The following is a 24,595-nucleotide window of genomic DNA, read 5'->3' on the forward strand; positions in this document are numbered from 1 at the left end:
AACACAATCATGGCTTGCAAGCCGAATCAGGCAGAAACTTCAGTTACCAGTTTTGCCAGTTCTTCGGCGTAGCCGCGAACCTGAGCCTCGTCTTCACCTTCGACCATTACACGCACCAGAGGCTCTGTCCCGGACTTGCGCAAAAGCACACGACCACGACCTGCCATCGCCTGAGTTACGCGCGCGCTGGCCTCCTTGACGGCAGGATGCTCCAGCGGGCTTTCGCCGCCACCGAAACGCACGTTGATCAAAACCTGTGGGCATTTGCGCAACGCTTGCCGGGTTTGTGCCAGACCTTCATTGCGCTTTTTGAGCGCCATCAACACTTGCAAGGCCGCGATGATCGCGTCGCCCGTGGTGGTGTGATTGAAGCAGACCACATGCCCGGAGTTTTCCCCGCCGATCAGCCAGTTGCGCTCCTGCAGTTCGGCGATCACGTAGCGATCACCGACATTGGCACGTACGAAAGGAATCGAAAGATCCGCCAAGGCCAGTTCAAGACCAAGATTGCTCATCAAGGTACCGACGACGCCGCCTTGCAACTTGCCGCGCTCATGCAGATCGCGGGCAATGATAAACAGCAAATCATCACCATCAACGATGGCGCCGGTGTGATCGACCATCAATACGCGGTCGCCATCACCATCAAAGGCGATACCCAGGTCGGCATGCTCGGCCAGCACCGCAGCCTGCAAAGGCCCCATGTGCGTGGAACCGCAGTTGTCGTTGATATTCAGCCCATTTGGCTGAGCAGACAGTACGACAACGTCAGCACCCAGTTCGCGGAACACACTTGGCGCAACTTTATAGGTCGCACCGTGCGCGCAGTCGATGACGATTTTCAGGCCGGAGAAGCTGGTACCGGTTGGCACGCTGCTTTTGCAAAATTCGATGTAGCGACCGGACGCATCGTTTATGCGCGAAACCTTGCCGATCTTGCTCGATTCAACCACGGTCATTGGCGTATCGAGCAGCTCTTCGATCATCAACTCCAACTCATCCGGCAGCTTGGTGCCTTTGCCGGAGAAAAACTTGATACCGTTGTCGTCATGAGGATTGTGCGAGGCGCTGATCACGATTCCGGCTTCAGCCTGGAAAGTGCGCGACAGATACGCAATTGCCGGTGTCGGCATCGGACCAAGCAGCATCACATCTGCACCCGCCGATGTCAGCCCGGCCTCAAGCGCAGACTCGAACATATAACCTGAGATCCGCGTGTCTTTGCCGACGAGCACCTTGCAGGCGCCCATCTTGCGGAATGCCATCCCCGCCGCCCAGCCGAGCTTGAGCATGAAGTCCGGAGTGATCGGGTATTCACCAACGCGACCGCGAATGCCGTCGGTACCAAAATATTTCTTGCTCATAACTGCTCCATCATTCTTATTCGGCTGATTCTACGGCCGCGATCATCCGCACCACATCAACTGTTTCCGCCACATCGTGAACCCGCAATATACGCGCGCCCTTGACCGATGCCAGCGCCGCCAGCGCCAGACCACCATGCAGACGCTCGCCCACGGGACGGTTCAATGCGTGACCAATCATACTCTTGCGGGAAACACCTACCAGCAGCGGTCGACCCAGCGCATGCAGGGCCTCCATATGTTTAAACAAACTAAGATTGTGCTGCAGGGTTTTGGCGAAACCGAAACCAGGGTCGAGAATGATGCGCTCGGCAGGAATACCCGCCAGCGCACATTGTTCCATGCGCTGGGCAAGGAATTCGCTAACCTCGCGAGTGACATCCTGATACTGCGGATTGTCCTGCATATCGCCAGGCTCACCCAGCATGTGCATAAGACAGACCGGCAAACCGGTTGCCGCCGCGGCGTCCAACGCCCCGTCGCGCCTGAGCGCGCGTACGTCATTGATCAATCCGGCACCCAGCCGCGCACTTTCGCGCATGACGGCGGGGGTCGACGTATCGACCGAGATAATGACATCCAGCTCGCGATTGATCAGCTCCACGATCGGCGCCACCCGCTCAAGCTCCTCCAGCGACGAAACCGCTCGTGCACCTGGCCGGGTCGACTCGCCACCGACATCGATCAGTGTCGCACCGGCCAGCACCATGGCTTCGGCGTGGCGCAAAGCTACGTCGAGCTGACTGTAGCGGCCACCATCGGAGAAGGAATCAGGAGTGACATTGAGAATACCCATGACATGCGTCTGGGCCAAATCAAGAACCCGGTTGCCGCAAGGCAACCGGGTCAGGGACTGAACAGAAGTCATTTCAAGCCTTAAACGTCAGCAGCCGGACCGCCAATCGGTTTCTCCGGACGCTCGTCCTGCACGACGGGCGGCGGAGGCGTACCGGTGCCACCCGACCAGTCGCGAGGCTCGCGTGGCGTACGACCAGCCATGATGTCGTCGATCTGTTCAGCATCGATCGTTTCGTACTTCATCAGCGCGTCCGCCATGGCGTCGAGCTTGTCACGGTTGTCCGTGAGGATCTGCTTGGCCGTGCCGTAGCACTGATCAATGATGCTACGCACCTCGGAGTCGATCAGCTTGGCTGTCTCACCCGAGAAGCTGGCAGCCTGACCGCCACCGCCGCGACCGAGGAATACTTCACCCTCTTCTTCGGCATACATCAACGGACCGAGCTTTTCCGACAGACCCCATTTGGTCACCATGTTCCTTGCAATCTGGCTGGCACGCATGATGTCGTTGGAGGCGCCGGTGGTGACACCGTCAAAACCAAGGGTCATCTCTTCAGCGATACGGCCACCGTACAGCGAGCAGATCTGACTGATCAGTGCGCGCTTGGACAGGCTGTAACGATCTTCTTCCGGCAGGAACATGGTCACACCCAGCGCACGACCGCGCGGGATGATCGAAACTTTGTACACCGGATCATGCTCTGGCACGACCCGACCCACGATGGCGTGGCCCGCTTCATGATAAGCAGTGTTCTGCTTTTCCTTCTCGGACATGACCATGGACTTGCGCTCTGCGCCCATCATGATCTTGTCTTTGGCCAGCTCGAACTCTTTCATCTCGACGATGCGCTTGCCGGTGCGCGCGGCAAACAGCGAAGCTTCGTTGACCAGGTTCGCCAGGTCAGCGCCGGAGAAGCCCGGAGTACCGCGAGCGATGACGGCCGGAGCAACGTCGTCGCCCATTGGCACTTTACGCATGTGAACCTTGAGGATCTGTTCGCGACCGCGAATGTCTGGCAAGCCAACCACAACCTGACGGTCGAAACGGCCCGGACGCAGCAGCGCTGGGTCGAGTACGTCTGGACGGTTGGTCGCGGCAATCACGATGATGCCGTCATTCATTTCGAAGCCGTCCATCTCAACCAGCAACTGGTTGAGGGTCTGCTCACGCTCGTCGTGACCGCCGCCCATGCCAGCGCCACGATGACGGCCGACAGCGTCGATTTCGTCGATGAAGATGATGCACGGTGCGTGCTTCTTGGCTTGCTCGAACATGTCGCGAACACGGCTTGCGCCGACGCCGACAAACATTTCGACAAAGTCGGAACCGGAAATGGTGAAGAACGGCACCTTGGCTTCGCCGGCGATCGCCTTGGCCAGCAAGGTTTTACCGGTACCCGGAGGACCGACCATCAATACGCCGCGAGGAATGCGACCGCCCAGGCGCTGGAACTTGCCCGGATCACGGAGGAATTCGACCAGCTCGCCGACTTCTTCCTTGGCTTCGTCGCAACCTGCAACGTCAGCCAAAGTGGTTTTGACCTGATCTTCGGAGAGCAGGCGCGCCTTGCTCTTGCCGAAGCTCATTGGCCCGCCCTTACCACCGGCACCGCCCTGCATCTGGCGCATGAAGAACATGAACACCGCGATGATCACCAGGATCGGAAAGCTGGCAACCAGGAGCTGAGTCCAGATGCTTTGCTGTTCAGGCTGTTTGCCTTCAACCACAACGTGGTTGTCGACCAGATCGCCGATCAGGCCATTATCCTGAATTGCCGGACGAATGGTCTTGAAGCTGTCGCCATCGGTGCGCTTGCCGGTAATGACATAGCCATCTACGGCTACGCGCTCGACCTTGCCATCCTTGACTTGCTGGATGAAGTCGGAATAGTTGAGGGTCTGCGGCTCGTTAGGGCTGGAGAAGTTGTTCATCACCGTCACCAGGACAGCCGCGATGATCAACCACAGGATCAGATTCTTTGCCATATCGTTCAATTAACTACCCTCTGAAGCAAGCTCCGCTACTGGCGCGCGCTTCGCATGATATTCACCGGCCTAACTTACTACATTACCTACAACTCTGGCAGGCGCCGTCTGTAACCCTTTGTGAAACACTTTCTACACAATATTCGCTTATGCAGGCAGAGCGAAATATGAAAAACCTATCGCCCTGCCGAAAAAACTCGTTTTACTCATTACCGCCGCGGTAACCCCAAGCCAGCATGTACTGCTCGCGAGAGCTGCCGCGAGAAGAGTCGGGCTTGATCATCTGAATCTTGTCGAATTTCTTTCGAGCATCCTTCAGGTAAGCATCGAAGCCTTCGCCCTGAAAAATCTTGATGACAAAATTACCACCCGGCTTGAGTATCCGATCCGCCAGATCCAGGGCCAGTTCACAAAGAAACATGGCTTTGGGCATGTCGACTTCGGGCGTACCACTCATATTGGGGGCCATATCGGAAATCACAAGGTCGACCTGCGAATTACCGACAGCCTCAAGAATCTGCGCGAGCACTTCGTCCTGGGTAAAGTCACCCTGGATGAAATTGACATCGGGAATGCTGTCCATCTCGAGGATGTCCGAGGCGATCAGACGCCCCTGCCCACCGATCAGCCGACTGGTAACCTGCGACCAGCCACCCGGCGCCGCGCCGAGATCGACCACGCTCATGCCCGGACGGATCAGTTTGTATTTCTCCTGGATCTCCAGAAGCTTGTAGCTTGCACGCGAGCGGTAGCCATCCTTCTGCGCCTGCTTCACATAAGGATCGTTGACATGTCTTTTCAGCCAACCAAGGCTTGTCTTGGAACGCGCCATTGGGCACCTCAATGATTAGGGTCGTGATTAGTTGGGCGGATCCACGAGCCGTCGGGTAAAATGGCCGCCATTTTACAGAATCCAGACGAAAGGGTCAGATTATGCCGCTCACTCCAGAGCAGAAGAAACAGTACAAATCCATTGGCCACCATCTGAAACCAGTACTGACTGTGGCTGACAACGGTTTGACTGAAGGTGTGCTAGCCGAACTCGAACGCGCATTGGCGGATCACGAGCTGATCAAGATCAAGCTCAACATCCTCGATCGCGAGTCGCGCCTGGCGCACATCGCCGAGCTGTGCAAAGTCGGCAAAGCGGACCTGGTTCAGGTCATCGGCAAGATGGCACTGGTCTACCGCAAGAACTTCAGTGCCAACAAGCAGCTGTCGAACGTTCATCGCTTCAAGTGATGACCAGAGTCAGGGGTGTGCTTCGCGCACCCTGCCACTCCATCCCGGCACCGGCTGCATCACCAGCACCAGCCCGGAAAACCCCAGCACCAGATAACTGAATACCTGCCAGCGCTGCGCATCCGGCCAGCCGACACGCACGGCGATATACATCGCGCACGCGTACAACGCCATCAACAGCACCTGCCCGCGAAAATCCCGCCAGAGACTGGAAAGGCCTTCAGCCTGTACCAGCACCAAAGCCTGAAACAATACGCATGCGGCGGCAAACCCTACCACCAGCACCTCAAATGCGTTGGCGACTTCGTCGATCAACAGCGGCGCCAGGCCAATCTGGCCCAACGCCGGCTGCAAACCAAGATGAATCAGCCAAAGACCGCCGACCCACAACATCTGGGTCAGTTGCCAAAGCATGGCGCCCGCATGGAGCGGGCGCCGTCTTTCAGATGTGGCGAACTTCAACAATCTCATACTCGATAACGCCACTTGGCGTTTTCACGGCAACCACGTCGCCTTCTTCCTTGCCGATCAAGGCACGGGCCAAAGGCGAGCCAACCGAAATCTTGCCGAGTTTGAAATCAGCCTCATCCTCACCCACGATGTGGTAAGTGACGCTTTCATCCGTTTCGACGTTGGCGATTTCGACAGTGGTACCGAAGATCACCTTGCCGGTGTGCGGGATGGTAGTGACGTCGATGATGACCTGGTTCTGAATCCGGCCTTCGATATCACGAATCCGCGCCTCGACCATGCCCTGCTGTTCGCGGGCAGCATGGTATTCGGCGTTTTCTTTCAAGTCGCCCAACTCGCGGGCCGTACCGATGTCCTGGCTGAGCTTCGGACGGACGACCTTGGTCAGGTGAGCGTGTTCTTCTTCCAGGGCTTTGGCGCCCTGGACAGTCATTGGATATTTGATCATGCCTTCAATCCTGCGTGTAGATCCTGCAAGCGGCGCACGGTCTTTTCCGGACCGAACTTCAGCGCTTCACAGATAGCTTCGCCAGCAGCAATGGTAGTGGTGCAGTAGATCTTGTGCTGCAAGGCGTTACGACGAATGGAGTAAGAGTCGGCGATCGACTGACGCCCCTCGGTGGTGTTGATGATCAGCGTGACTTCGTCATTCTTGATCATGTCGACCACGTGCGGACGGCCCTCGGTCACCTTGTTCACGCGGCGCACTTTCAGGCCTGCGGCTTCGATCAGCTTGGCAGTACCGGCAGTGGCAACCACTTCGAAGCCCAAGTTGATCAGATCACGGGCCACGCCTGCAACCAGTGGCTTGTCGTCATCGCGAACGCTGATGAATGCGGTGCCGCCGGTCGGCAGCACTTCGCTGGCACCCATCTGGGCTTTGGCGAACGCTTCACCGAAGGTGTCGCCGACACCCATCACTTCACCGGTGGACTTCATCTCTGGGCCGAGGATCGGGTCAACGCCAGGGAATTTGGCGAACGGGAACACCGCCTCTTTCACGCTGTAGAAGTTCGGGATGATTTCTTTGGTGAAGCCGATTTCTTTCAGGGTTTTACCCGCCATCACGCGGGCAGCGATCATGGCCAGGGAAACACCGATGCACTTGGAAACGAACGGCACGGTACGCGAGGCGCGCGGGTTGACTTCGATGACGTAGATGTCTTCGCCCTGCAAAGCCAGTTGCACGTTCATCAGGCCCACAACGCCCAACTCCAGAGCCATTTTCTTCACCTGTTCGCGCATCTCGTCCTGAATGTGCGCCGGCAGCGAGTACGGCGGCAGCGAGCACGCCGAGTCACCGGAGTGAACACCCGCCTGTTCGATGTGCTGCATGATCGCGCCGATCACGACGTCCTTGCCGTCGCAAACCGCATCCACGTCCATTTCGATGGCGCAGTTGAGGAAGTGATCGAGCAGCACCGGGCTGTCGTTGGACACTTGCACCGCGTCACGCAGGTAACGCTTGAGCTCATCTTCCTTGTAAACGATTTCCATCGCGCGGCCGCCCAGTACATAGGACGGGCGCACCACCAGCGGATAACCGATCTTGGCCGCAGCGCGAACCGCTTCGTCTTCGCTGCGCACGGTGGCGTTTGGCGGCTGACGCAGGTTCAGGCGCTCAACCATTTGCTGGAAACGCTCACGGTCTTCAGCGCGGTCAATGGCGTCAGGGCTGGTACCGATGATCGGCACGCCGGCCGCTTCCAGAGCGCGAGCCAGTTTCAACGGAGTCTGGCCGCCGTACTGGACGATCACGCCTTTCGGCTTCTCGACGCGGCAGATTTCCAGCACGTCTTCCAGGGTAACCGGCTCGAAGTACAAGCGGTCGGAAGTGTCGTAGTCGGTGGACACGGTTTCCGGGTTGCAGTTGACCATGATGGTTTCGTAGCCGTCTTCGCGCAGTGCGAGGGCCGCGTGTACGCAGCAGTAGTCGAACTCGATGCCCTGGCCGATACGGTTAGGACCGCCGCCCAGAATCATGATCTTGTCGCGGCCCGACGGCGCGGCTTCGCACTCTTCCTCATAGGTCGAGTAGAGGTAAGCGGTGTCGGTGGCGAACTCGGCGGCGCAGGTGTCAACGCGCTTGTAGACCGGGAACACTTCCAGCTTCTGGCGGTGAGTTCGCAGGTTCTTCTCGGTCACACCCAGCAGCTTGGCCAGACGCTGGTCGGAAAAACCTTTGCGCTTGAGCTTGAACATCAGGTCGCGGTCGATAGAGGACAGACCGAGCGTCTTGACCTTCTCTTCGTCCTTGATCAGGTCTTCCATCTGCACCAGGAACCATGGATCGATCATGGTCATGCCGAAAATGTCTTCAACGCTCATGCCGGCGCGCATTGCGTCCGCCACGTACCAGATGCGCTCGGCGCCCGGCACGGTCAGTTCGCGCTTGAGCACGCTCATGCTTTCCGGGTTGCTCAGGTCAACCTTCTCGTCCAGACCGCACACGCCGACTTCCAGACCGCGCAGGGCTTTCTGCAGGGATTCCTGGAAGGTCCGGCCGATGGCCATGACTTCACCCACCGACTTCATTTGCGTGGTCAGGCGCGCGTCAGCCTTGGCGAATTTCTCGAAGGCAAAGCGTGGCAGCTTGGTGACGACATAGTCGATCGACGGTTCGAAGGACGCCGGGGTCTTGCCGCCAGTGATGTCGTTCGACAGCTCATCGAGGGTGTAGCCCACTGCGAGTTTGGCGGCGACTTTGGCGATCGGGAAACCGGTGGCTTTCGAGGCCAGAGCCGAGGAACGCGAAACACGCGGGTTCATTTCGATCACGACCATGCGGCCAGTGTTCGGGCAGATACCGAACTGCACGTTGGAACCGCCGGTCTCGACGCCGATCTCGCGCAGTACCGCCAGGGAGGCGTTACGCAAGATCTGGTATTCCTTGTCGGTCAGCGTCTGTGCCGGAGCAACAGTGATCGAGTCGCCGGTGTGCACGCCCATCGGGTCGAAGTTTTCGATCGAGCAGACGATGATGCAGTTGTCCTTTTTGTCGCGGACAACTTCCATTTCATATTCTTTCCAGCCGATCAGCGATTCGTCGATCAGCAGCTCTTTGGTCGGCGACAGGTCCAGACCACGGGCGCAGATTTCTTCGAATTCTTCACGGTTGTACGCGATACCGCCACCGGTGCCACCCATGGTGAAGGACGGGCGGATGATGCACGGGAAACCCAGAGTTTCGAGAACCGCGTTGGCCTCTTCCATGCTGTGGGCGATGCCGGAACGCGGGCACGCCAGGCCGATGGATTTCATCGCCTTGTCGAAGCGCGAACGGTCTTCAGCCTTGTCGATGGTGTCGGCGTTGGCGCCGATCATTTCCACGCCAAATTTCTCGAGAACGCCTTCGCGCTCCAGATCCAGCGCGCAGTTCAGTGCAGTCTGGCCACCCATGGTCGGCAGCAGCGCGTCCGGACGCTCTTTTTCGATGATCTTGGCAACGGTCTGCCATTTGATCGGCTCGATGTAGGTCGCGTCGGCCATCGACGGGTCGGTCATAATGGTGGCCGGGTTGGAGTTCACCAGGATGACGCGGTAACCCTCTTCGCGCAGGGCTTTGCAGGCCTGGGCGCCGGAGTAGTCGAATTCGCAGGCCTGGCCGATAACGATCGGGCCAGCGCCGAGAATCAGGATGCTTTTAATGTCTGTACGTTTTGGCATGGTTTGTCACTCAAATCCGCAGGTCAGTCGGCAAGCCGTCTTGATCGATTTCTGAAGTCCCGAAGGGGCCGCCGGTATCGGGGCCGCCTTCGAGTGCTTCTCTCTACAGTCTCAAGGCGAACGCTTAGCGTCGCTTGGCCATCTCGTTGATGAAGCGGTCGAACAGTGGCGCGACATCGTTCGGGCCCGGGCTCGCTTCAGGGTGACCCTGGAAGCTGAACGCGCTTTTGTCGGTGCGTTCGATGCCTTGCAGGGTGCCGTCGAACAGCGATTTGTGAATCGCACGGACGTTGGCGGGCAGGGTTTCTTCGTCAACCGCGAAACCGTGGTTCTGACTGGTGATCATCACGACACCGGTGTCCAGATCCTGCACCGGGTGGTTGGCGCCGTGGTGGCCGTGCCCCATTTTCACAGTCTTGGCGCCGGAGGCCAGAGCCAGCAACTGGTGGCCGAGGCAGATGCCGAACACCGGAGTTTCGGTTTCCAGCACTTCCTTGATTGCCTGGATCGCGTAGTCGCACGGCTCCGGATCGCCAGGGCCGTTGGACAGGAACACGCCGTCCGGCTTGAGAGCCAGCACATCAGCGGCTGGAGTCTGCGCAGGCACCACGGTCACGCGGCAGCCGCGCTCGACCAGCATGCGCAGGATGTTGAGCTTGACGCCATAGTCGAAGGCAACCACGTGATACGGGAGTTCGGACGCGTCGATGGTCGCGTGGCTGTCGGTTTTCAGATCCCAGACGGTCGAGCGCCATTCATACTGAGTCTTGGTGCTGACGACTTTCGCCAGATCCATGCCCTTCAGGCCCGGGAAGCCTTGCGCCGCGGCGATGGCCGCTTCTTCGGAGATGTTGTCGCCGGCCATGATGCAGCCGTTCTGAGCACCTTTCTCACGCAGGATGCGGGTCAGGCGACGGGTGTCGATACCGGCGATTGCCACAACATTGTTGGCTTTCAGGTAATCGGACAGGGACATCGTGTTACGCCAGTTGCTCGCTACCAGCGGCAGGTCACGGATGACCAGACCGGCAGACCAGACGCGATCGGACTCGGCATCTTCCGGCGTGGTGCCGGTGTTGCCGATGTGCGGGTAAGTCAGGGTCACGATCTGTTGGGCGTAGGAAGGATCGGTAAGGATTTCCTGATAGCCGGTCATTGCGGTGTTGAACACCACCTCACCAACGGTCTGACCGTCGGCTCCAATGGCTTCGCCGCGAAAAATGCTGCCATCAGCAAGGGCGAGTATGGCTGGCTTAGTCAAGAAGACCTCCCGTAAATAACGCATGAAAGGGCAATCGCAGGTTGTAAAAAAGCGGAGTGACGTATGGACACGTCACCCCGCTTCTTCACTGAAATTATTCTGCGCGCTTTTAGTGGACACACTAAAGCTGTAGCTTACAGAAAAGGGCGTTTTTGGTCCACCGCTAAAGAGCCTTAAAGGCCGGAGAATGCGACAGGTCGTCGCCAAGCGGTAAAACCCGGTGCAAACAGGGCGTTTGCACCGGGGTTCAGCAACGTCTCAACGCAGGTCGAGCACGTCCTGCATGTCATAAAGGCCCGGCTCGCGACCATCCAGCCACAGCGCCGCACGCACCGCGCCCTTGGCGAAAGTCATACGGCTCGAAGCCTTGTGGGTGATCTCGACACGCTCGCCATCGGCGGCAAACAGCACGGTGTGATCGCCAACGATGTCGCCGGCACGCACGGTGGCGAAACCAATGGTTTCCCGCTCACGTGCACCGGTCTGGCCTTCGCGACCGTAGACCGCGACTTTCTTCAGATCACGACCCAGCGCATCGGCAATCACTTCGCCCATGCGCACGGCCGTGCCTGACGGTGCATCGACCTTGTGACGGTGGTGGGCTTCCATGATTTCGATATCGACGTCATCGCCCAGCACTCGCGCAGCGGTGTCGAGCAATTTCAGGCAGAGGTTGACGCCGACGCTGAAGTTGGCGGCAAAGACGATCGGAATGTCCTTGCCCGCCTCGGCCAGCAACTGCTTCTCTTCAACACTGAAACCGGTCGTGCCGATGATCATCGCCTTGCCGTGTTTACGGCAGAAGGCGAGATTCTTCAGGGTCACGGTCGGGTGGGTGAAGTCGATGAGCACATCGAACTCTTCAACCACACGATCCAGATCACCGGACAGCGGCACGCCGATACGGCCCAGCGCTGCCAGCTCACCGGCATCGGCGCCGACCAACGTGCTGTCGGGACGATCGACCGCTGCCGTCAGGCCAGCGCCTGGCGTTTGCTGCACTGCTTCAATCAGGGTCTTGCCCATGCGCCCGGCGGCGCCCATCACTGCAATACGTCGCATGCCGACTCCTTACAAATCGCCGAAGAAACGCTTCACACCGTCGAACCAACCGGTGGTTTTTGGCGAATGGCTGTTGTCATCGGCCAGGGAGCTGCGGAATTCTTCCAACAGTTCACGCTGACGACGATTGAGATTAACCGGCGTCTCGACCGCTACACGGCACATCAAATCGCCCGCGCCGCCGCCACGCACCGGGGCAACACCCTTGCCGCGCACGCGGAACTGCTTGCCAGTTTGCGTGCCTTCGGGGATTTTCAGTTTGACGCGACCGTCGAGGGTCGGAATCTCCAGCTCGCCACCCAGCGCTGCGTCGACGAAGCTGATCGGCACTTCGCAGAACAGATGCTTGCCGTCACGCTGGAAGATGTCGTGTTCGCGCACATTGATCACAACGTACAGGTCGCCAGTCGGCCCGCCCTGGGTCCCCGCCTCGCCTTCGCCGGACAGACGGATGCGGTCGCCGGTATCCACACCCGCCGGCACTTTCACCGACAGGGTTTTGTACTCTTCGACGCGACCGTCGCCGTGGCACGATTCGCACGGATCGGAAATGATCTTGCCCTGGCCATGGCAGCGCGGGCAGGTCTGTTGAACCGAGAAGAAACCCTGCTGCATGCGCACCTGGCCGATGCCGCCGCACGTCGGGCACGTCGAAGGCGAAGAGCCTTTCTTGGCACCGGAACCGTCGCAAGGCTGGCAGTTGACCAGTGTCGGAACGCGGATATTCACCGACGTGCCGCGCACCGCTTCTTCCAGATTCAGCTCCAGGGTGTAGCGCAGATCGCTGCCACGCTGAGCGCCGCCACGGGAACCGCCGCGACCACCACCGAAGAAATCACTGAAGACATCACCAAAGATGTCCGAGAAGTTCTGGCCGCCGAAACCGGCACCGCCGCCGCCCATGCTCGGGTCAACGCCGGCATGACCATACTGGTCGTATGCCGCACGCTTGCTGGCGTCGGACAAGACTTCATAGGCCTCGTTGGCCTCTTTGAACATCTCTTCCGAGGCTTTGTCGCCGGGATTACGGTCAGGGTGGTGCTTCATTGCCAGGCGGCGATAGGCCTTTTTCAGGTCCGCTTCGCTCGTGCCCCGCTCGACACCCAATACTTCGTAATAATCACGCTTTGCCATAAGTTCTTTGCACTCTTAAGGACGTTCGGCAAACCCCTCCTGAGCCTCGCCAAACTCGTTGAGCCCCCATGAAGGCCCGGACCCAACTCACGTCAATTCAACGATCCTGGTCTAGATTGATGCGGTAATTTCAGCGCGAAAAGCAGGAGCATTTTCGGCCATACCGCCAGCACGCGAGCGCTGTCGCATGCTGTAAAAATTCGCGTATTCCAGATACGCCAACGCGGGAGCAAGCTCCCGCGCGGCGACATCCTACCAGTCACCGCCGCAAGGCAGTCAACCGGGCGACCAACAACTTACTTGTGGTCTTTGACTTCTTCGAACTCTGCATCGACAACGTCGTCAGCCTTTTCGGCCGACTCGCCTTGCGGGGCTGCGCCATCAGCTGGCTGAGCCTGTTCGGCGTACATCTTCTGAGCAACCGGTGCGGAGACCTTCGACAGCTCTTCGACCTTCGCTTCGATGGCAGCCTTGTCGTCGCCTTTGACAGCGGCTTCCAGGGCAACCACAGCAGCTTCGATCGCGGTTTTCTCTTCGGCGGTGACTTTGTCGCCCGCGTCAGCAACCATTTTGCGAGTCGAGTGAACCAGTGCATCACCCTGGTTACGGGCAGCGGCCAGCTCTTCAAACTTGCGGTCTTCCTCGGCATTCGCCTCGGCGTCACGCACCATGCGCTCGATTTCTTCGTCGGACAGACCGGAGTTGGCCTTGATCACGATCGACTGAGTCTTGCCGGTCGCCTTGTCTTTCGCGCCGACGTGCAGGATGCCGTTGGCGTCGATGTCGAAGGTCACTTCGATCTGCGGCACACCACGTGGAGCAGGTGGAATGTCGGCCAGGTCGAACTTGCCCAGGGATTTGTTCTGAGCGGCTTGCTTGCGCTCACCCTGCAGGACGTGAATGGTCACGGCGCCCTGGTTGTCGTCGGCGGTCGAGAACACTTGCGATTTCTTGGTAGGAATCGTGGTGTTTTTCTCGATCAGCGCAGTCATCACGCCACCCATGGTTTCGATACCCAGGGTCAGCGGGCTGACGTCGAGCAGCAGAACGTCTTTCACGTCACCGGCCAGAACAGCGCCTTGAATCGCGGCACCCATGGCAACAGCTTCGTCAGGGTTGACGTCTTTACGTGCTTCTTTACCGAAGAAATCGGTCACCAGCTTCTGCACCAGCGGCATACGGGTCTGACCACCGACCAGGATCACGTCGTTGATCGCGCTGACGTCGATACCGGCGTCTTTCATGGCAATGCGGCAAGGTTCGATGGTGCGCTGAACCAGGTCTTCAACCAGTGCTTCGAGCTTGGCACGCGAGATTTTCACGTTCAGGTGCTTAGGACCGGTGGCATCTGCAGTGATGTACGGCAGGTTGACGTCGGTCGACTGAGCGGACGACAGCTCGATCTTGGCTTTCTCAGCGGCTTCTTTCAGACGCTGCATGGCCAGCGGATCACCTTTGAGGTTCATGCCGCTTTCTTTCTTGAATTCGTCAACGAGGTAGTCGATCAGACGAATGTCAAAGTCCTCACCGCCGAGGAAGGTGTCACCGTTGGTGGCCAACACTTCGAACTGGTGCTCGCCATCGACTTCGGCGATCTCGATCACGGACACGTCGAAGGTACCGCCACCCAGGTCATAAACGATCACGGTGTGATCGCCCTTGGCCTTGTCCATACCGTAAGCCAGAGCGGCTGCGGTTGGTTCGTTGATGATACGTTTTACGTCCAGACCGGCGATGCGGCCGGCGTCTTTGGTGGCCTGACGCTGGCTGTCGTTGAAGTAGGCCGGAACGGTGATCACCGCTTCGGTCACTGCCTCGCCGAGGTAGTCTTCGGCGGTCTTCTTCATCTTCTTCAGAATTTCAGCCGAGATTTGTGGCGGTGCCATTTTCTGGCCGTTCACTTCTACCCAGGCGTCATTGTTGTCAGCCTTGACGATCTTGTAAGGGACCATCTGGATGTCTTTCTGCACAACTTCTTCGTCGAAGCGACGACCGATCAGACGCTTTACCGCGTACAGAGTGTTGTGCGGGTTGGTCACAGCCTGACGCTTGGCCGACTGACCTACCAGGATTTCGCCATCGTTGGCGTAAGCGATGATCGACGGCGTGGTGCGCGCGCCTTCAGCGTTTTCAATAACTTTTGCCTTGCCGTTTTCCAGCACGGAGACGCAGGAGTTGGTAGTCCCCAGGTCGATACCGATAATTTTGCCCATGTTCACTCTCCCGAAACTTTGGATTTGGATGCCGCAGCAGTGGTGGCTGACTGCGGTAGCACTTAAACGCTTGACTTCTAAATGGGGGCCTTGCGGCTAATTTCAAGCCTGCTCGTCAATAGAAGGCGAAACTGGCGCAGGCGCCTTGCTGACCACGACCATTGCCGGGCGCAGCAGACGACCATTGAGCTGATAGCCCTTCTGGAACACCTTCAGAACGCTGTTCGGTTCGACGTCAGCACTTTCCTGCATGGCCATCGCCTGATGAAGAACGGCGTTGAACGGTTCGCCATGGGGATCGATCGCTTCAAGCTGATAACGCTTGAGGGTGTCGTTGAACATTTTCAGTGTCAGCTCGATGCCTTCGCGCATTGGACGAATGCTTTCGTCGTCCGGGTTCGACAGCTCGAGACCGCGCTCCAGGCTGTCGACGATCGGCAGCAGGTCGCCGGCAAATTTCTCAAGGGCAAACTTGTGCGCCTTCTCGACGTCCTGCTCGGCACGACGACGGACGTTCTGCAGATCGGCAGCAACACGCAGAGACTGATCCTGCGCGGCGGCCAATTGCTCTTCGAGCACTTGCACACGGGTCGCCAGGTCATCACCCGAACTCTCGGGCGCCTGATTGGCTTCTGGGTTTTGCGTATCTACTGTCTGTTCGTCAGCCATAGAATTCTCCTTTCAATATCGTCCGCGAGGTTGGACTCGCGCTTCTGCCCCGATATATGGGGCCGCAAAAACAGGCTTCAAGGGCTCTCATGCATTAACCCTACAAAAAAGTGCTGCTTTGTCATTCCACAACGCACTAAGCCTTCCGTCGCACCGCGCAAATCGAGCTAAGCGAAGGCATTGTCAGGCCGAAACAAAACACTGTATAAATAACCAGACCTAAAACCTGGGAGCGGCCTTTATGCTGGTGCACCTGTCCGTACACAACTACGCCATCGTTGAACATCTCGATCTCGAACTCGATCGCGGGATGAGCGTGATCACAGGGGAAACCGGCGCCGGCAAGTCGATCATGCTCGACGCGCTGGGCCTGACTCTCGGTGATCGCGCCGACAGCGGCGTGGTCCGCCCCGGCGCCGACAAGGCCGACATCCTTGCCACCTTCGATCTGGTCGATATTCCCGAAGCCAGCGCCTGGCTGGCCGAACGCGACCTGGATATCGACGGCCCGTGCATCCTGCGCCGCGTCATCACCTCGGAAGGACGCTCTCGCGGCTATATCAACGGCACGCCCTGCCCACTTGGCGATCTCAAAGCACTCGGCGAACTGCTGATCGATATTCATAGCCAGCACGAACATCAATCGCTGCTGAAGACCGACACACATCGACGCTTGCTCGACGAGTACGCCGGCGCGACCGATCTGGCTCGCCAGGTACAGCTTGCCGCGCAGCGCTGGCGCCAGACCCGCCAGGAACTGGAGCGCCTTTCCAATTCCGGCGATGAACAACGCGCCCGCCACCAACTGCTCAGCTATCAACTCGAAGAACTGGAAAACCTCGGTCTCGGCGAGAACGAACTGGAACAGCTGGAGCAGGAACACAAGAACCTGACCAACGCCGAAACCTTGCTCGGCATTTGCCGGCAAGTGGTCGAACAGTGCAGCGAAAGCGATTCCGGCAACGTGCTGAATGCGCTGACCGCAAGCCTCAATCGGCTTTCCAGCGTGAACAACTCGGTCGGCGCATTGGGCGAAGCGAGCAGCCTGCTCACCAGCGCACAGATTCAGGTGGAAGAGGCAGTAGGCGAGCTCAATCGCTTCCTCGACAACTTCGATGCCGACCCCGCTCGCCTGCAATACCTGGAAGAGCGCCTCGACGCGATTTACACCCTGGCGCGCAAACACCGAATTCAGCCGACCGAAGTCGGCGAGATGCAGCAAAAGCTGCTGGATGAAATCGAAACACTGAACGCCAATGACGAATCCATCGAGCGTCTGGGCGATGAGCTGGCTTCCTACGCCCGCCACTATCAAGAGAAAGCGCGCGAGCTCAGCGACCTGCGCCATCAGGCGGCCGGCAGCCTCGCCAGCGCGGTGGAGCAGGAAATTCAGCGTTTGGGCATGCCCGGTGGCCGCTTCACCATCGAATTAAAAGCCAATGGCAGCGACGAATTGTTGCCGAATGGGCTGGAACAGGTCGAATTGCTGGTCAGCGCCAACCCCGGTCAACCGCTCAAGGCACTGGCCAAGGTCGCATCCGGCGGCGAGCTGTCGCGGATCAGCCTGGCGATCCAGGTCATCACAGCGCAGACTTCCCGCGTTCCGACGCTGGTGTTTGACGAAGTGGACGTGGGTATCGGCGGCCCGACGGCTGAAATCGTCGGCCAGTTACTCCGTCGCCTCGGTGAGCGCGGCCAGGTGTTGACCGTGACGCACTTGCCGCAAGTGGCAGCGCAGGGGCATCAGCACCTGTTCGTGCACAAGGTCCGGGATGAAGAGGCAACGCACACCGCTGTCGCGAAGCTGAGCAAGAACGAACGCATAGAAGAAGTCGCGCGCATGCTCGGCGGCATCGACCTGACCAAGGAATCCCTGGCCCACGCGAAAAAAATGGTGGTAACCGCCAAGGCTTGACGGACAGCAGAAAGCACGAAGGCGACCCTTGGGTCGCCTTCGCTCGTTTCGCGAACGTGAAATTTGCGCGACTGCTTACTTTTTCTTGCGTACGTAAAGCACCAGGTTGTGATCGACCATCTCGAAGCCATGCTTCTCGACGATAGATTTCTGAAGTTTTTCGATTTCTTCGTCGAAGAATTCGATGACTTCACCCGACTCCACGTTGACCATATGGTCGTGGTGGCCACCGTCGGCCAATTCAAATACCGCGTGGCCGCCGTCGAAGTTGTGGCGGACCACGAGGCCGGCCGCTTCGAACTGGGTCAGTACACGGTAAACCGTGGCCAGACCGACGTCCTCACCAGCTTCCATCAACGCCTTGTAGACGTCCTCGGCACTCATGTGGCGCTGCTCGGTAGAGTCGAGCATTTGCAGGATCTTGACCCGTGGCAGGGTCACTTTGAGGCCGGCTTTGCGTAGTTCGCTATTTTCAACCATGGTCAGCTTTCTCGCGATGCTGCTTCGCAGCTTCTCTTAATGCGGGTATGATCGGCGTTTACGTTGTCCCAGCCAAGATAGTGGAAGTCGCCCACCGATGCAAAACACCAAGCTCTTGCTAACCAGTTTCACCTTTGTGGGACTGCTCGCACTCGCCGGTTGTTCATTCCCCGGGGTTTACAAAATCGACATCCAGCAGGGCAATGTCGTCACGCAGGACATGATAGACCAGTTACGCCCGGGAATGACCCGGCCGCAAGTACGGTTTATCATGGGCAACCCTCTGCTTGCCGACACGTTCCATGCCGATCGCTGGGATTATCTGTACAGCCTGCAACCGGGTGGCGGTGAACGCCAACAGGAACGCATCAGCGTTATCTTCAATTCCAACGACCAGCTTGTCAGCCTGTCCGGTGACTTCATGCCGGGCGTGAGCCGTGACGAAGCCATTCTCGGCAAGGACAGTGGCACGAACGTGACCTCTCCAGCTGAAAACGTCGAGAAGCCAGAAGCGGAAAAGCCGGCCAAGCCAGGCTCCCTGCTGGATCAGATCCAGAAGGACGTCGATGGCGTGGAGACCGTACCGGTTCCAACTCCAGAACCGCTGGACACCTCGCCGCAGTAAATGGTGGGGCAATAAAAAACCCGGACATACCGGGTTTTTTATTGCCTGCCGTTTGAGCCTGATCAAAGATTTCGAGCTTTGGCCTCCGCCGCCTTGGCCGCACGCAAGCGTCGAACCTCTTTGGGATCCGCCAGCAACGGCCGGTAAATTTCGATCCGGTCCCCCGCCTGAACGGCGCGTGAATCCGCATCGGCAACCACTTTGCCAAATATCCCCAGCGGGCATTCCGCCGGATTCAGTTCAGGAAACTCTGCCGCAATTCCCGATGCCTGCACCGCCGCCCGAACGGTAACACCCTCAGCCACAGTGATCGCCCGCAATACTTGCCGATCGACCGCCGCATACACGACCTCTATCTCGATCACAGGCTCAACCATGCATCTGCTTGGCGCGCTGGCAAAAGGCATCTACCAGCGTGTTGGCCGCCTGATTGAACAGCGGCCCCAACGTAGCCCTGACCAGCGGCCCGGCGTAATCGAACGACAGATCCAGGCTGATCTTGCAGGCCTTTTCATTCAAGGCCTTGAACACCCAGACACCGTGCAGCTGATTGAACGGCCCCTCTTCAAGGTCCATCTCGATCGACTGCCCTGGTACCAATGTATTGCGCGTGACGAAATGCTGACTGAGGCCGCCCTTGGCCACGCCGACACTGGCGCGCATATGCTCTGGGGAGCTCTCCAGCACTTCGGCCGACGAGCACCACGGCAGAAACTCCGGGTAACGCGCGACGTCGTTGACCAGGTCGTAGAGAAACTGCGCCGGGTACGGCAGGAGCGCGGATCGTTGGATATGTGTCGTCATGTAAGCGTTACTTCCAGAGCTGAGCGGCAAAGACTACAAGAATGCCGATAGGCGCGACGTAGCGCATCAAGAACAGGGACAAGGCAAACAAAGCGGGGCTGCGGATAGACAATTCATCACGCACCGCTTCACGCCCCATCACCCATCCGGCGAACAACACGAAACACAAGCCACCGAGGGGCAACATGATCCGCGAGGTGAAGAAGTCGATCACACCGAAGAAGTCGAGACCGCTCTGCGCACCCCACTGGTAGAGGCTGAATACCCCGCCTTCGTTCACGAAAAACTTGGCCTCCTTCCAGATATTAAAGGAGAACACCGTGCCCAGGCCAACGAACCAGCAGGTGAACGCCAGCCAGAAAGTCACCCACACGCGACTGATTTTCGTGCGCTCGACCAGATAAGCCACCATCGGCTCGAGCAGGGAAATCGCCGAACTCCAGGCGGCCACCGCCACCAGTACAAAAAACACGACCCCCATCAACTGACCAAAAACCACATTACCAAAGGCAAATGGCAGGCTGACGAACATCAGGCCCGGGCCTTCGCTCGGGTTCAGGCCAGCGGCGAATACGATCGGAAACAGCGCCAGACCGGCTACCAGAGAAACAAAAGTATCGAGCAGCGCAACACCGACCACAGTACTCGACAGCGAGGTGTTTTTCGGCATATAGGCGCCGTAGATCATAATCGAACCGACGCCGACGCTCAGCGAAAAGAACGCGTGCCCCATCGCCGGCAACAACCCGTCGAGGACTTTTTCCGGGTGGAAGTCGAACATGAAATGCACGCCTTCCATGAAATGCCCGGTGGTCATGCTGTAACCCAGCAGCACCAGAATCATCACGAACAGCAACGGCATCATGATCCGCAGGCTTCGCTCAAGCCCGGCGACCACGCCTTTGGCAATCACGAATGCCGACAGCAGCATGAAAATCGTATGCCAAAGTGTCAGGCGCCAGGGATTGGAAATGACATTGCCGAAATAGGCACCGACTTGGTCCGCCGTCGCGCCCTGGAAATCGCCACGGCCCATGTCGACGATATAGTCCAGCGACCAGCCGCCGACCACGCTATAGAAAGACAGGATCAACAAGGCCGTGATCATCCCGGCAAACGCGCCCCACGACCATTTGGCGCTATGCCCCGCCTCCAGCGCCAGCACCTTCAAGGCGTTTGCCGGACTTTGCCGGGCGCGCCGGCCGATCAGGGTTTCGGCGAGCATGACCGGGACACCGATGAGCGCGATGCACGCCAGAAACATCAGCACAAAGGCACCGCCGCCGTAGACCCCGACCATGTAGGGGAATTTCCAGATACTACCCAGTCCCACGGCCGAACCGGTCGCGGCGAGTATGAATACCCAGCGGCTAGCCCAACTGCCGTGGACAGAAACCTTGTCTGTCGACATCGTTTATCACGCCCAAGCGTTAGAAAAAGAGGCCGCATTGTCCGGGATTCACTCAACCTGCTCAAGCGCGCAGCAACACCGTAGCCGACAGCCCAACAACTCCATATAATGCCGCCCCTATGGCTAAACAGAAGAAACACCCAACAGGGACCATCGCGCAGAACAAAAAGGCGCGACACGATTACTTCATCGAGCACAAGTTCGAGGCTGGTCTGGTCCTGGCCGGCTGGGAAGTAAAAAGTCTGCGGGCGAGCAAGCTGCAACTGGTCGACAGTTACGTGCTGCTCAAGGATGGCGAGGCCTGGTTGCTCGGCAGCCACATCACGCCGTTGATGACCGCCAGCACCCACGTCATCGCCGACCCGGTGCGCACGCGCAAACTGCTGCTCAACCGCCGCGAGCTGGAGAAACTCGCCGCCGCCGTGCAGCAAAAGGGTTACGCCTGCGTCTGCCTGTCCTGGTACTGGAGCAAGCACATGGTCAAGTGCGAGATCGCTCTGGGCAAGGGCAAGAAGGAATACGACAAGCGTGACACCGAGCGTGAGCGCGATGCCGGCCGCGAATTGCAGCGCGCGGTGCGCAACAAGGGCAAGGAAGACTGATCTTCCCCCTTTAGCGCCAATTCGCGAGCAGGCTCGCTCCCACCTTGGAATGTATTTCAAATGTGGGAGCGAGCCTGCTCGCGAAAGCTATTTCAGCATCAACACAAACACACCTGATCACATCCCCTTGCGCCGCTCCGCCCGAGCCATGCGCTGAACTTCCTGCCGCACCTCTTCCAGCACCTCCTGCACATACAGAATGTGCCGACTGGAGACTTCCCGCGCTTGCTCCGCGCGCCCTTCGATAATCGCCAGATACAATTCCCGGTGCTGTGAAATCAGCATGTCGCGGGTTTCCGTGCGCTGCTTGTACATGCCGCCAATGTTGGTCACGACGTTGCGCTTGAGCAGATCGAACAACCCACGGATGGTGTGCAGCAAGACCGCGTTGTGGCTGGCCTCGGCAATCGCTAGATGAAATTTCGCATCCGCAGCGCCCTCTTCCGCCCGACTGACTTCGTCGTGGCGCGAGTAGCAATCCTGTAGCTCATCGAACGCTGCGGTCAGCCGCTCGCGATCCACATCGGTGGCGCGCAATGCTGCGTAATAGGCGCACGAAGCCTCCAGGGTATGGCGAAACTCCAGCAAATCGCGCTGCGCTTCGGGATTGCTCTCAAGCAACTGCAGCAGCGGATCACTGAACGTCGAGCCGAGGCCCTCCACCACATAATTGCCGCCACCCTGACGACTGACCAGCAAGCCTTTGGCTGCCAGTTTCTGAATCGCTTCGCGCAACGACGGGCGTGATACGCCAAATTGTTCGGCCAGCGTGCGCTCCGCCGGAAGCCGCTCACCCGACTTCAGCGTGCCCTCCAGGATCATCCCCTCGAGGCGCTCGACAATATCGTCAGACAAACGGCGCTGACGTATCTGATCAAAGCCCATAACTCATTTCTCCACGATCCCGACGGCTCGCCGGGCTGTCTATTCTGGCCTATCCGCGCGCCGCCGACACCTGCCAGACGATAACGCCCTAAACCGGATCAGATGCAATCTGCACCGCTCATGCGACGAAAGTTTCAGGGCGACAAATTGACACACCGACACCAAGGCTTTTACCCTAGCCAACAGCGATTGTAAATTGGTCTTACCAATTATCCAAATACGCTGACAGTGCCTGACCAACAACAATTAGGGGCCACCCCACTATGCAAACCTGGCAACAGCTCTACAGCCCGCTCGGCAGTCTCGGCGTCTCCGCCCTCGCGGCCGTCATTCCTATCGTGTTCTTTTTCCTCGCCCTGGCGGTGTTCCGCCTCAAAGGCCACGTGGCCGGCAGCATCACCCTCGCCCTGTCGATTGCCGTGGCGATTTTTGCTTTTCAGATGCCTGTGGACATGGCTTTTGCCGCTGCCGGCTATGGCTTCGCCTACGGTCTGTGGCCAATTGCCTGGATCATTGTCGCCGCGGTATTCCTCTATAAACTGACGGTCAAAAGCGGTCAGTTCGAGGTCATCCGCAGCTCGGTGCTGTCGATCACTGACGACCAGCGCTTGCAGGTGCTGCTGATCGGCTTCTGCTTCGGCGCATTCCTGGAAGGTGCCGCCGGTTTCGGCGCGCCGGTGGCGATTACTGCCGCGCTCCTTGTAGGACTGGGCTTCAACCCGCTGTACGCCGCCGGCCTGTGCCTGATCGCCAACACCGCGCCGGTTGCCTTCGGTGCACTGGGAATTCCGATCATCGTCGCAGGCCAGGTCACCGGCATCGACGCCTTCAAGATCGGCGCGATGACCGGTCGCCAATTGCCATTGCTGTCGCTGTTCGTGCCGTTCTGGCTGGTGTTCATGATGGATGGCCTGCGCGGCGTGCGCGAAACTTGGCCGGCAGCACTGGTGGCGGGCCTGAGCTTCGCCATCACTCAGTACCTCACCTCGAACTTCATCGGCCCGGAACTGCCCGACATCACCTCGGCACTGGCCAGCCTGATTTCCCTCACCCTGTTCCTGAAAGTCTGGCAGCCAAGACGCGCCGCCGGCCAACACATCGTGGGCGCGGTGTCCGCCTCGGTGGTCAGCGCCAGCGTCGGCGGTTTCGGCCAGAAGCGCACAACCGTGGTTTCGCCTTACAGCCTCGGGGAAATTTTCAAGGCCTGGTCGCCGTTCCTGATTCTCACCGTGCTGGTGACGATCTGGACGCTGAAGCCTTTCAAGGCGATGTTCGCTGCGGGCGGTTCGATGTACAGCTGGGTGTTCAACTTCGCGATTCCGCACCTTGACCAACTGGTGATCAAGACTGCACCGATCGTGGCCAATCCGACCGCCATCCCAGCGGTGTTCAAACTCGATCCGATTTCCGCGACCGGCACGGCGATTTTCTTCTCCGCGCTGATTTCAATGCTGGTGCTGAAGATCAGCTTCAAAACTGGTCTTACCACTTTTAAAGAGACCTTCTACGAGTTGCGCTGGCCTATTCTGTCGATTGGCATGGTGCTGGCGTTCGCCTTCGTCACGAACTATTCCGGCATGTCTTCGACCATGGCCCTGGTGCTGGCCGGCACTGGCGCAGCGTTCCCGTTCTTTTCGCCGTTTCTCGGCTGGCTCGGTGTATTCCTCACCGGCTCCGATACTTCGTCCAACGCATTGTTCAGTTCGCTGCAAGCGACCACTGCGCACCAGATCGGCGTCAGTGACACGCTGCTGGTCGCCGCGAACACCAGCGGCGGCGTCACCGGCAAGATGATTTCGCCGCAATCGATCGCCGTGGCCTGCGCCGCGACCGGCCTGGTGGGCAAGGAATCGGATCTGTTCCGCTTCACGCTCAAGCACAGCCTATTCTTTGCAACGATCGTCGGTTTGATCACGCTGGCTCAGGCCTACTGGTTCACCGGCATGCTGGTGCACTGATCCTGCAAAACATACGGAAATAACCGACGCCGGTTCGTGAAACCGGCGT

At 58.7% G+C, this 24,595-nt stretch carries 22 protein-coding genes; 5 read left to right on the forward strand and 17 right to left on the reverse strand.

Annotated features, from left to right (window positions below):
* Positions 1–26 precede the first annotated feature (26 nt).
* The 4 genes from glmM to rlmE form a co-directional block, all read right to left on the reverse strand.
* Positions 27–1,364: a phosphoglucosamine mutase gene (glmM, locus tag HU727_RS21000; protein WP_186533619.1), complete on the reverse strand. Its 1,338-nt coding sequence runs from the start codon at positions 1,362–1,364 to the stop codon at positions 27–29.
* A 16-nt stretch (positions 1,365–1,380) separates the two neighbouring features.
* Positions 1,381–2,232, reverse strand: a complete 852-nt coding sequence (gene folP / locus HU727_RS21005; RefSeq protein WP_186533618.1) for a dihydropteroate synthase — start codon at positions 2,230–2,232, stop codon at positions 1,381–1,383.
* Between the two features lie 8 nt (positions 2,233–2,240).
* On the reverse strand, positions 2,241–4,148 hold the full coding sequence (gene ftsH / locus HU727_RS21010; protein WP_186533656.1) for an ATP-dependent zinc metalloprotease FtsH: 1,908 nt from the start codon (positions 4,146–4,148) through the stop codon (positions 2,241–2,243).
* Between the two features lie 202 nt (positions 4,149–4,350).
* Complete coding sequence (gene rlmE / locus HU727_RS21015) at positions 4,351–4,980, reverse strand: 23S rRNA (uridine(2552)-2'-O)-methyltransferase RlmE (protein ID WP_186533617.1); 630 nt, start codon at positions 4,978–4,980, stop codon at positions 4,351–4,353.
* Between the two features lie 101 nt (positions 4,981–5,081).
* Between rlmE and HU727_RS21020 the strand changes: the two genes are divergently transcribed.
* On the forward strand, positions 5,082–5,390 hold the full coding sequence (locus HU727_RS21020) for a YhbY family RNA-binding protein (RefSeq protein WP_016771761.1): 309 nt from the start codon (positions 5,082–5,084) through the stop codon (positions 5,388–5,390).
* A gap of 9 nt (positions 5,391–5,399) precedes the next feature.
* Here the strand turns inward: HU727_RS21020 and HU727_RS21025 are convergent, their stop codons facing one another.
* The 8 genes from HU727_RS21025 to grpE all read right to left on the reverse strand — a co-directional run bounded on the left by HU727_RS21025 (position 5,400) and on the right by grpE (position 15,866).
* Positions 5,400–5,804, reverse strand: coding sequence for an MFS transporter (locus HU727_RS21025; protein WP_186533616.1), 405 nt, complete (start codon positions 5,802–5,804; stop codon positions 5,400–5,402).
* Between the two features lie 28 nt (positions 5,805–5,832).
* Complete coding sequence (greA, locus tag HU727_RS21030) at positions 5,833–6,309, reverse strand: transcription elongation factor GreA (RefSeq protein WP_003221530.1); 477 nt, start codon at positions 6,307–6,309, stop codon at positions 5,833–5,835.
* Entirely contained in the window at positions 6,306–9,527 is a 3,222-nt protein-coding gene (gene carB / locus HU727_RS21035; RefSeq protein ID WP_186533615.1) for a carbamoyl-phosphate synthase large subunit, read from the reverse strand. The genes greA and carB overlap by 4 nt, the downstream gene beginning before the upstream one ends.
* A 124-nt stretch (positions 9,528–9,651) precedes the next feature.
* Complete coding sequence (gene carA / locus HU727_RS21040) at positions 9,652–10,788, reverse strand: glutamine-hydrolyzing carbamoyl-phosphate synthase small subunit (RefSeq protein ID WP_186533614.1); 1,137 nt, start codon at positions 10,786–10,788, stop codon at positions 9,652–9,654.
* Between the two features lie 258 nt (positions 10,789–11,046).
* The gene (gene dapB / locus HU727_RS21045) at positions 11,047–11,850 is read right to left on the reverse strand and encodes a 4-hydroxy-tetrahydrodipicolinate reductase (protein WP_016771766.1); all 804 of its coding nucleotides are present in this window, start codon (positions 11,848–11,850) and stop codon (positions 11,047–11,049) included.
* 9 nt (positions 11,851–11,859) lie between these two features.
* Entirely contained in the window at positions 11,860–12,984 is a 1,125-nt protein-coding gene (gene dnaJ / locus HU727_RS21050) for a molecular chaperone DnaJ (RefSeq protein WP_186533613.1), read from the reverse strand.
* A gap of 296 nt (positions 12,985–13,280) precedes the next feature.
* The gene (gene dnaK, locus HU727_RS21055) at positions 13,281–15,197 is read right to left on the reverse strand and encodes a molecular chaperone DnaK (RefSeq protein WP_024011565.1); all 1,917 of its coding nucleotides are present in this window, start codon (positions 15,195–15,197) and stop codon (positions 13,281–13,283) included.
* 102 nt (positions 15,198–15,299) lie between these two features.
* Entirely contained in the window at positions 15,300–15,866 is a 567-nt protein-coding gene (gene grpE / locus HU727_RS21060; protein ID WP_186533612.1) for a nucleotide exchange factor GrpE, read from the reverse strand.
* Positions 15,867–16,107: 241 nt separating this feature from the next.
* Between grpE and recN the strand changes: the two genes are divergently transcribed.
* Entirely contained in the window at positions 16,108–17,781 is a 1,674-nt protein-coding gene (recN, locus tag HU727_RS21065; protein ID WP_186533611.1) for a DNA repair protein RecN, read from the forward strand.
* A gap of 75 nt (positions 17,782–17,856) precedes the next feature.
* On the opposite strand, the gene fur is transcribed toward recN, so the two are convergent.
* Positions 17,857–18,261, reverse strand: a complete 405-nt coding sequence (fur, locus tag HU727_RS21070; protein WP_016771770.1) for a ferric iron uptake transcriptional regulator — start codon at positions 18,259–18,261, stop codon at positions 17,857–17,859.
* A 97-nt stretch (positions 18,262–18,358) separates the two neighbouring features.
* On the opposite strand from fur, the gene HU727_RS21075 reads away from it, so the two are divergent.
* On the forward strand, positions 18,359–18,886 hold the full coding sequence (locus tag HU727_RS21075) for an outer membrane protein assembly factor BamE (protein WP_186533610.1): 528 nt from the start codon (positions 18,359–18,361) through the stop codon (positions 18,884–18,886).
* A 62-nt stretch (positions 18,887–18,948) separates the two neighbouring features.
* Here the strand turns inward: HU727_RS21075 and HU727_RS21080 are convergent, their stop codons facing one another.
* The 3 genes from HU727_RS21080 to HU727_RS21090 are packed head-to-tail and all read right to left on the reverse strand — an operon-like array spanning position 18,949 to position 21,101.
* Positions 18,949–19,263 (reverse strand): RnfH family protein, encoded by a 315-nt coding sequence (locus HU727_RS21080; RefSeq protein ID WP_186533609.1) that lies wholly within the window; start codon positions 19,261–19,263, stop codon positions 18,949–18,951.
* On the reverse strand, positions 19,256–19,690 hold the full coding sequence (locus tag HU727_RS21085; protein WP_186533608.1) for a type II toxin-antitoxin system RatA family toxin: 435 nt from the start codon (positions 19,688–19,690) through the stop codon (positions 19,256–19,258). Before HU727_RS21085 ends, HU727_RS21080 begins: the two co-directional genes overlap by 8 nt.
* A 7-nt stretch (positions 19,691–19,697) precedes the next feature.
* A complete protein-coding gene (locus HU727_RS21090) occupies positions 19,698–21,101 on the reverse strand; it encodes a sodium-dependent transporter (RefSeq protein ID WP_186533607.1) in 1,404 nt (467 codons plus the stop codon).
* A 119-nt stretch (positions 21,102–21,220) separates the two neighbouring features.
* Between HU727_RS21090 and smpB the strand changes: the two genes are divergently transcribed.
* Positions 21,221–21,703 carry an SsrA-binding protein SmpB gene (gene smpB, locus HU727_RS21095; protein WP_007915208.1) on the forward strand — a complete coding sequence of 161 codons (483 nt, stop codon included), beginning with the start codon at positions 21,221–21,223 and terminating at the stop codon, positions 21,701–21,703.
* A 117-nt stretch (positions 21,704–21,820) separates the two neighbouring features.
* Here smpB and HU727_RS21100 read toward each other — a convergent pair whose 3' ends face one another.
* A complete protein-coding gene (locus tag HU727_RS21100; protein WP_186533606.1) occupies positions 21,821–22,588 on the reverse strand; it encodes an FCD domain-containing protein in 768 nt (255 codons plus the stop codon).
* Positions 22,589–22,851: 263 nt separating this feature from the next.
* Here HU727_RS21100 and HU727_RS21105 point away from each other — a divergent pair, with 263 nt between their 5' ends.
* Positions 22,852–24,546, forward strand: a complete 1,695-nt coding sequence (locus HU727_RS21105) for a lactate permease LctP family transporter (RefSeq protein ID WP_186533605.1) — start codon at positions 22,852–22,854, stop codon at positions 24,544–24,546.
* Positions 24,547–24,595: the final 49 nt, after the last annotated feature.

Origin of the sequence: Pseudomonas khorasanensis (genome assembly GCF_014268505.2) — a bacterium.
Lineage (GTDB): Bacteria > Pseudomonadota > Gammaproteobacteria > Pseudomonadales > Pseudomonadaceae > Aquipseudomonas > Aquipseudomonas khorasanensis.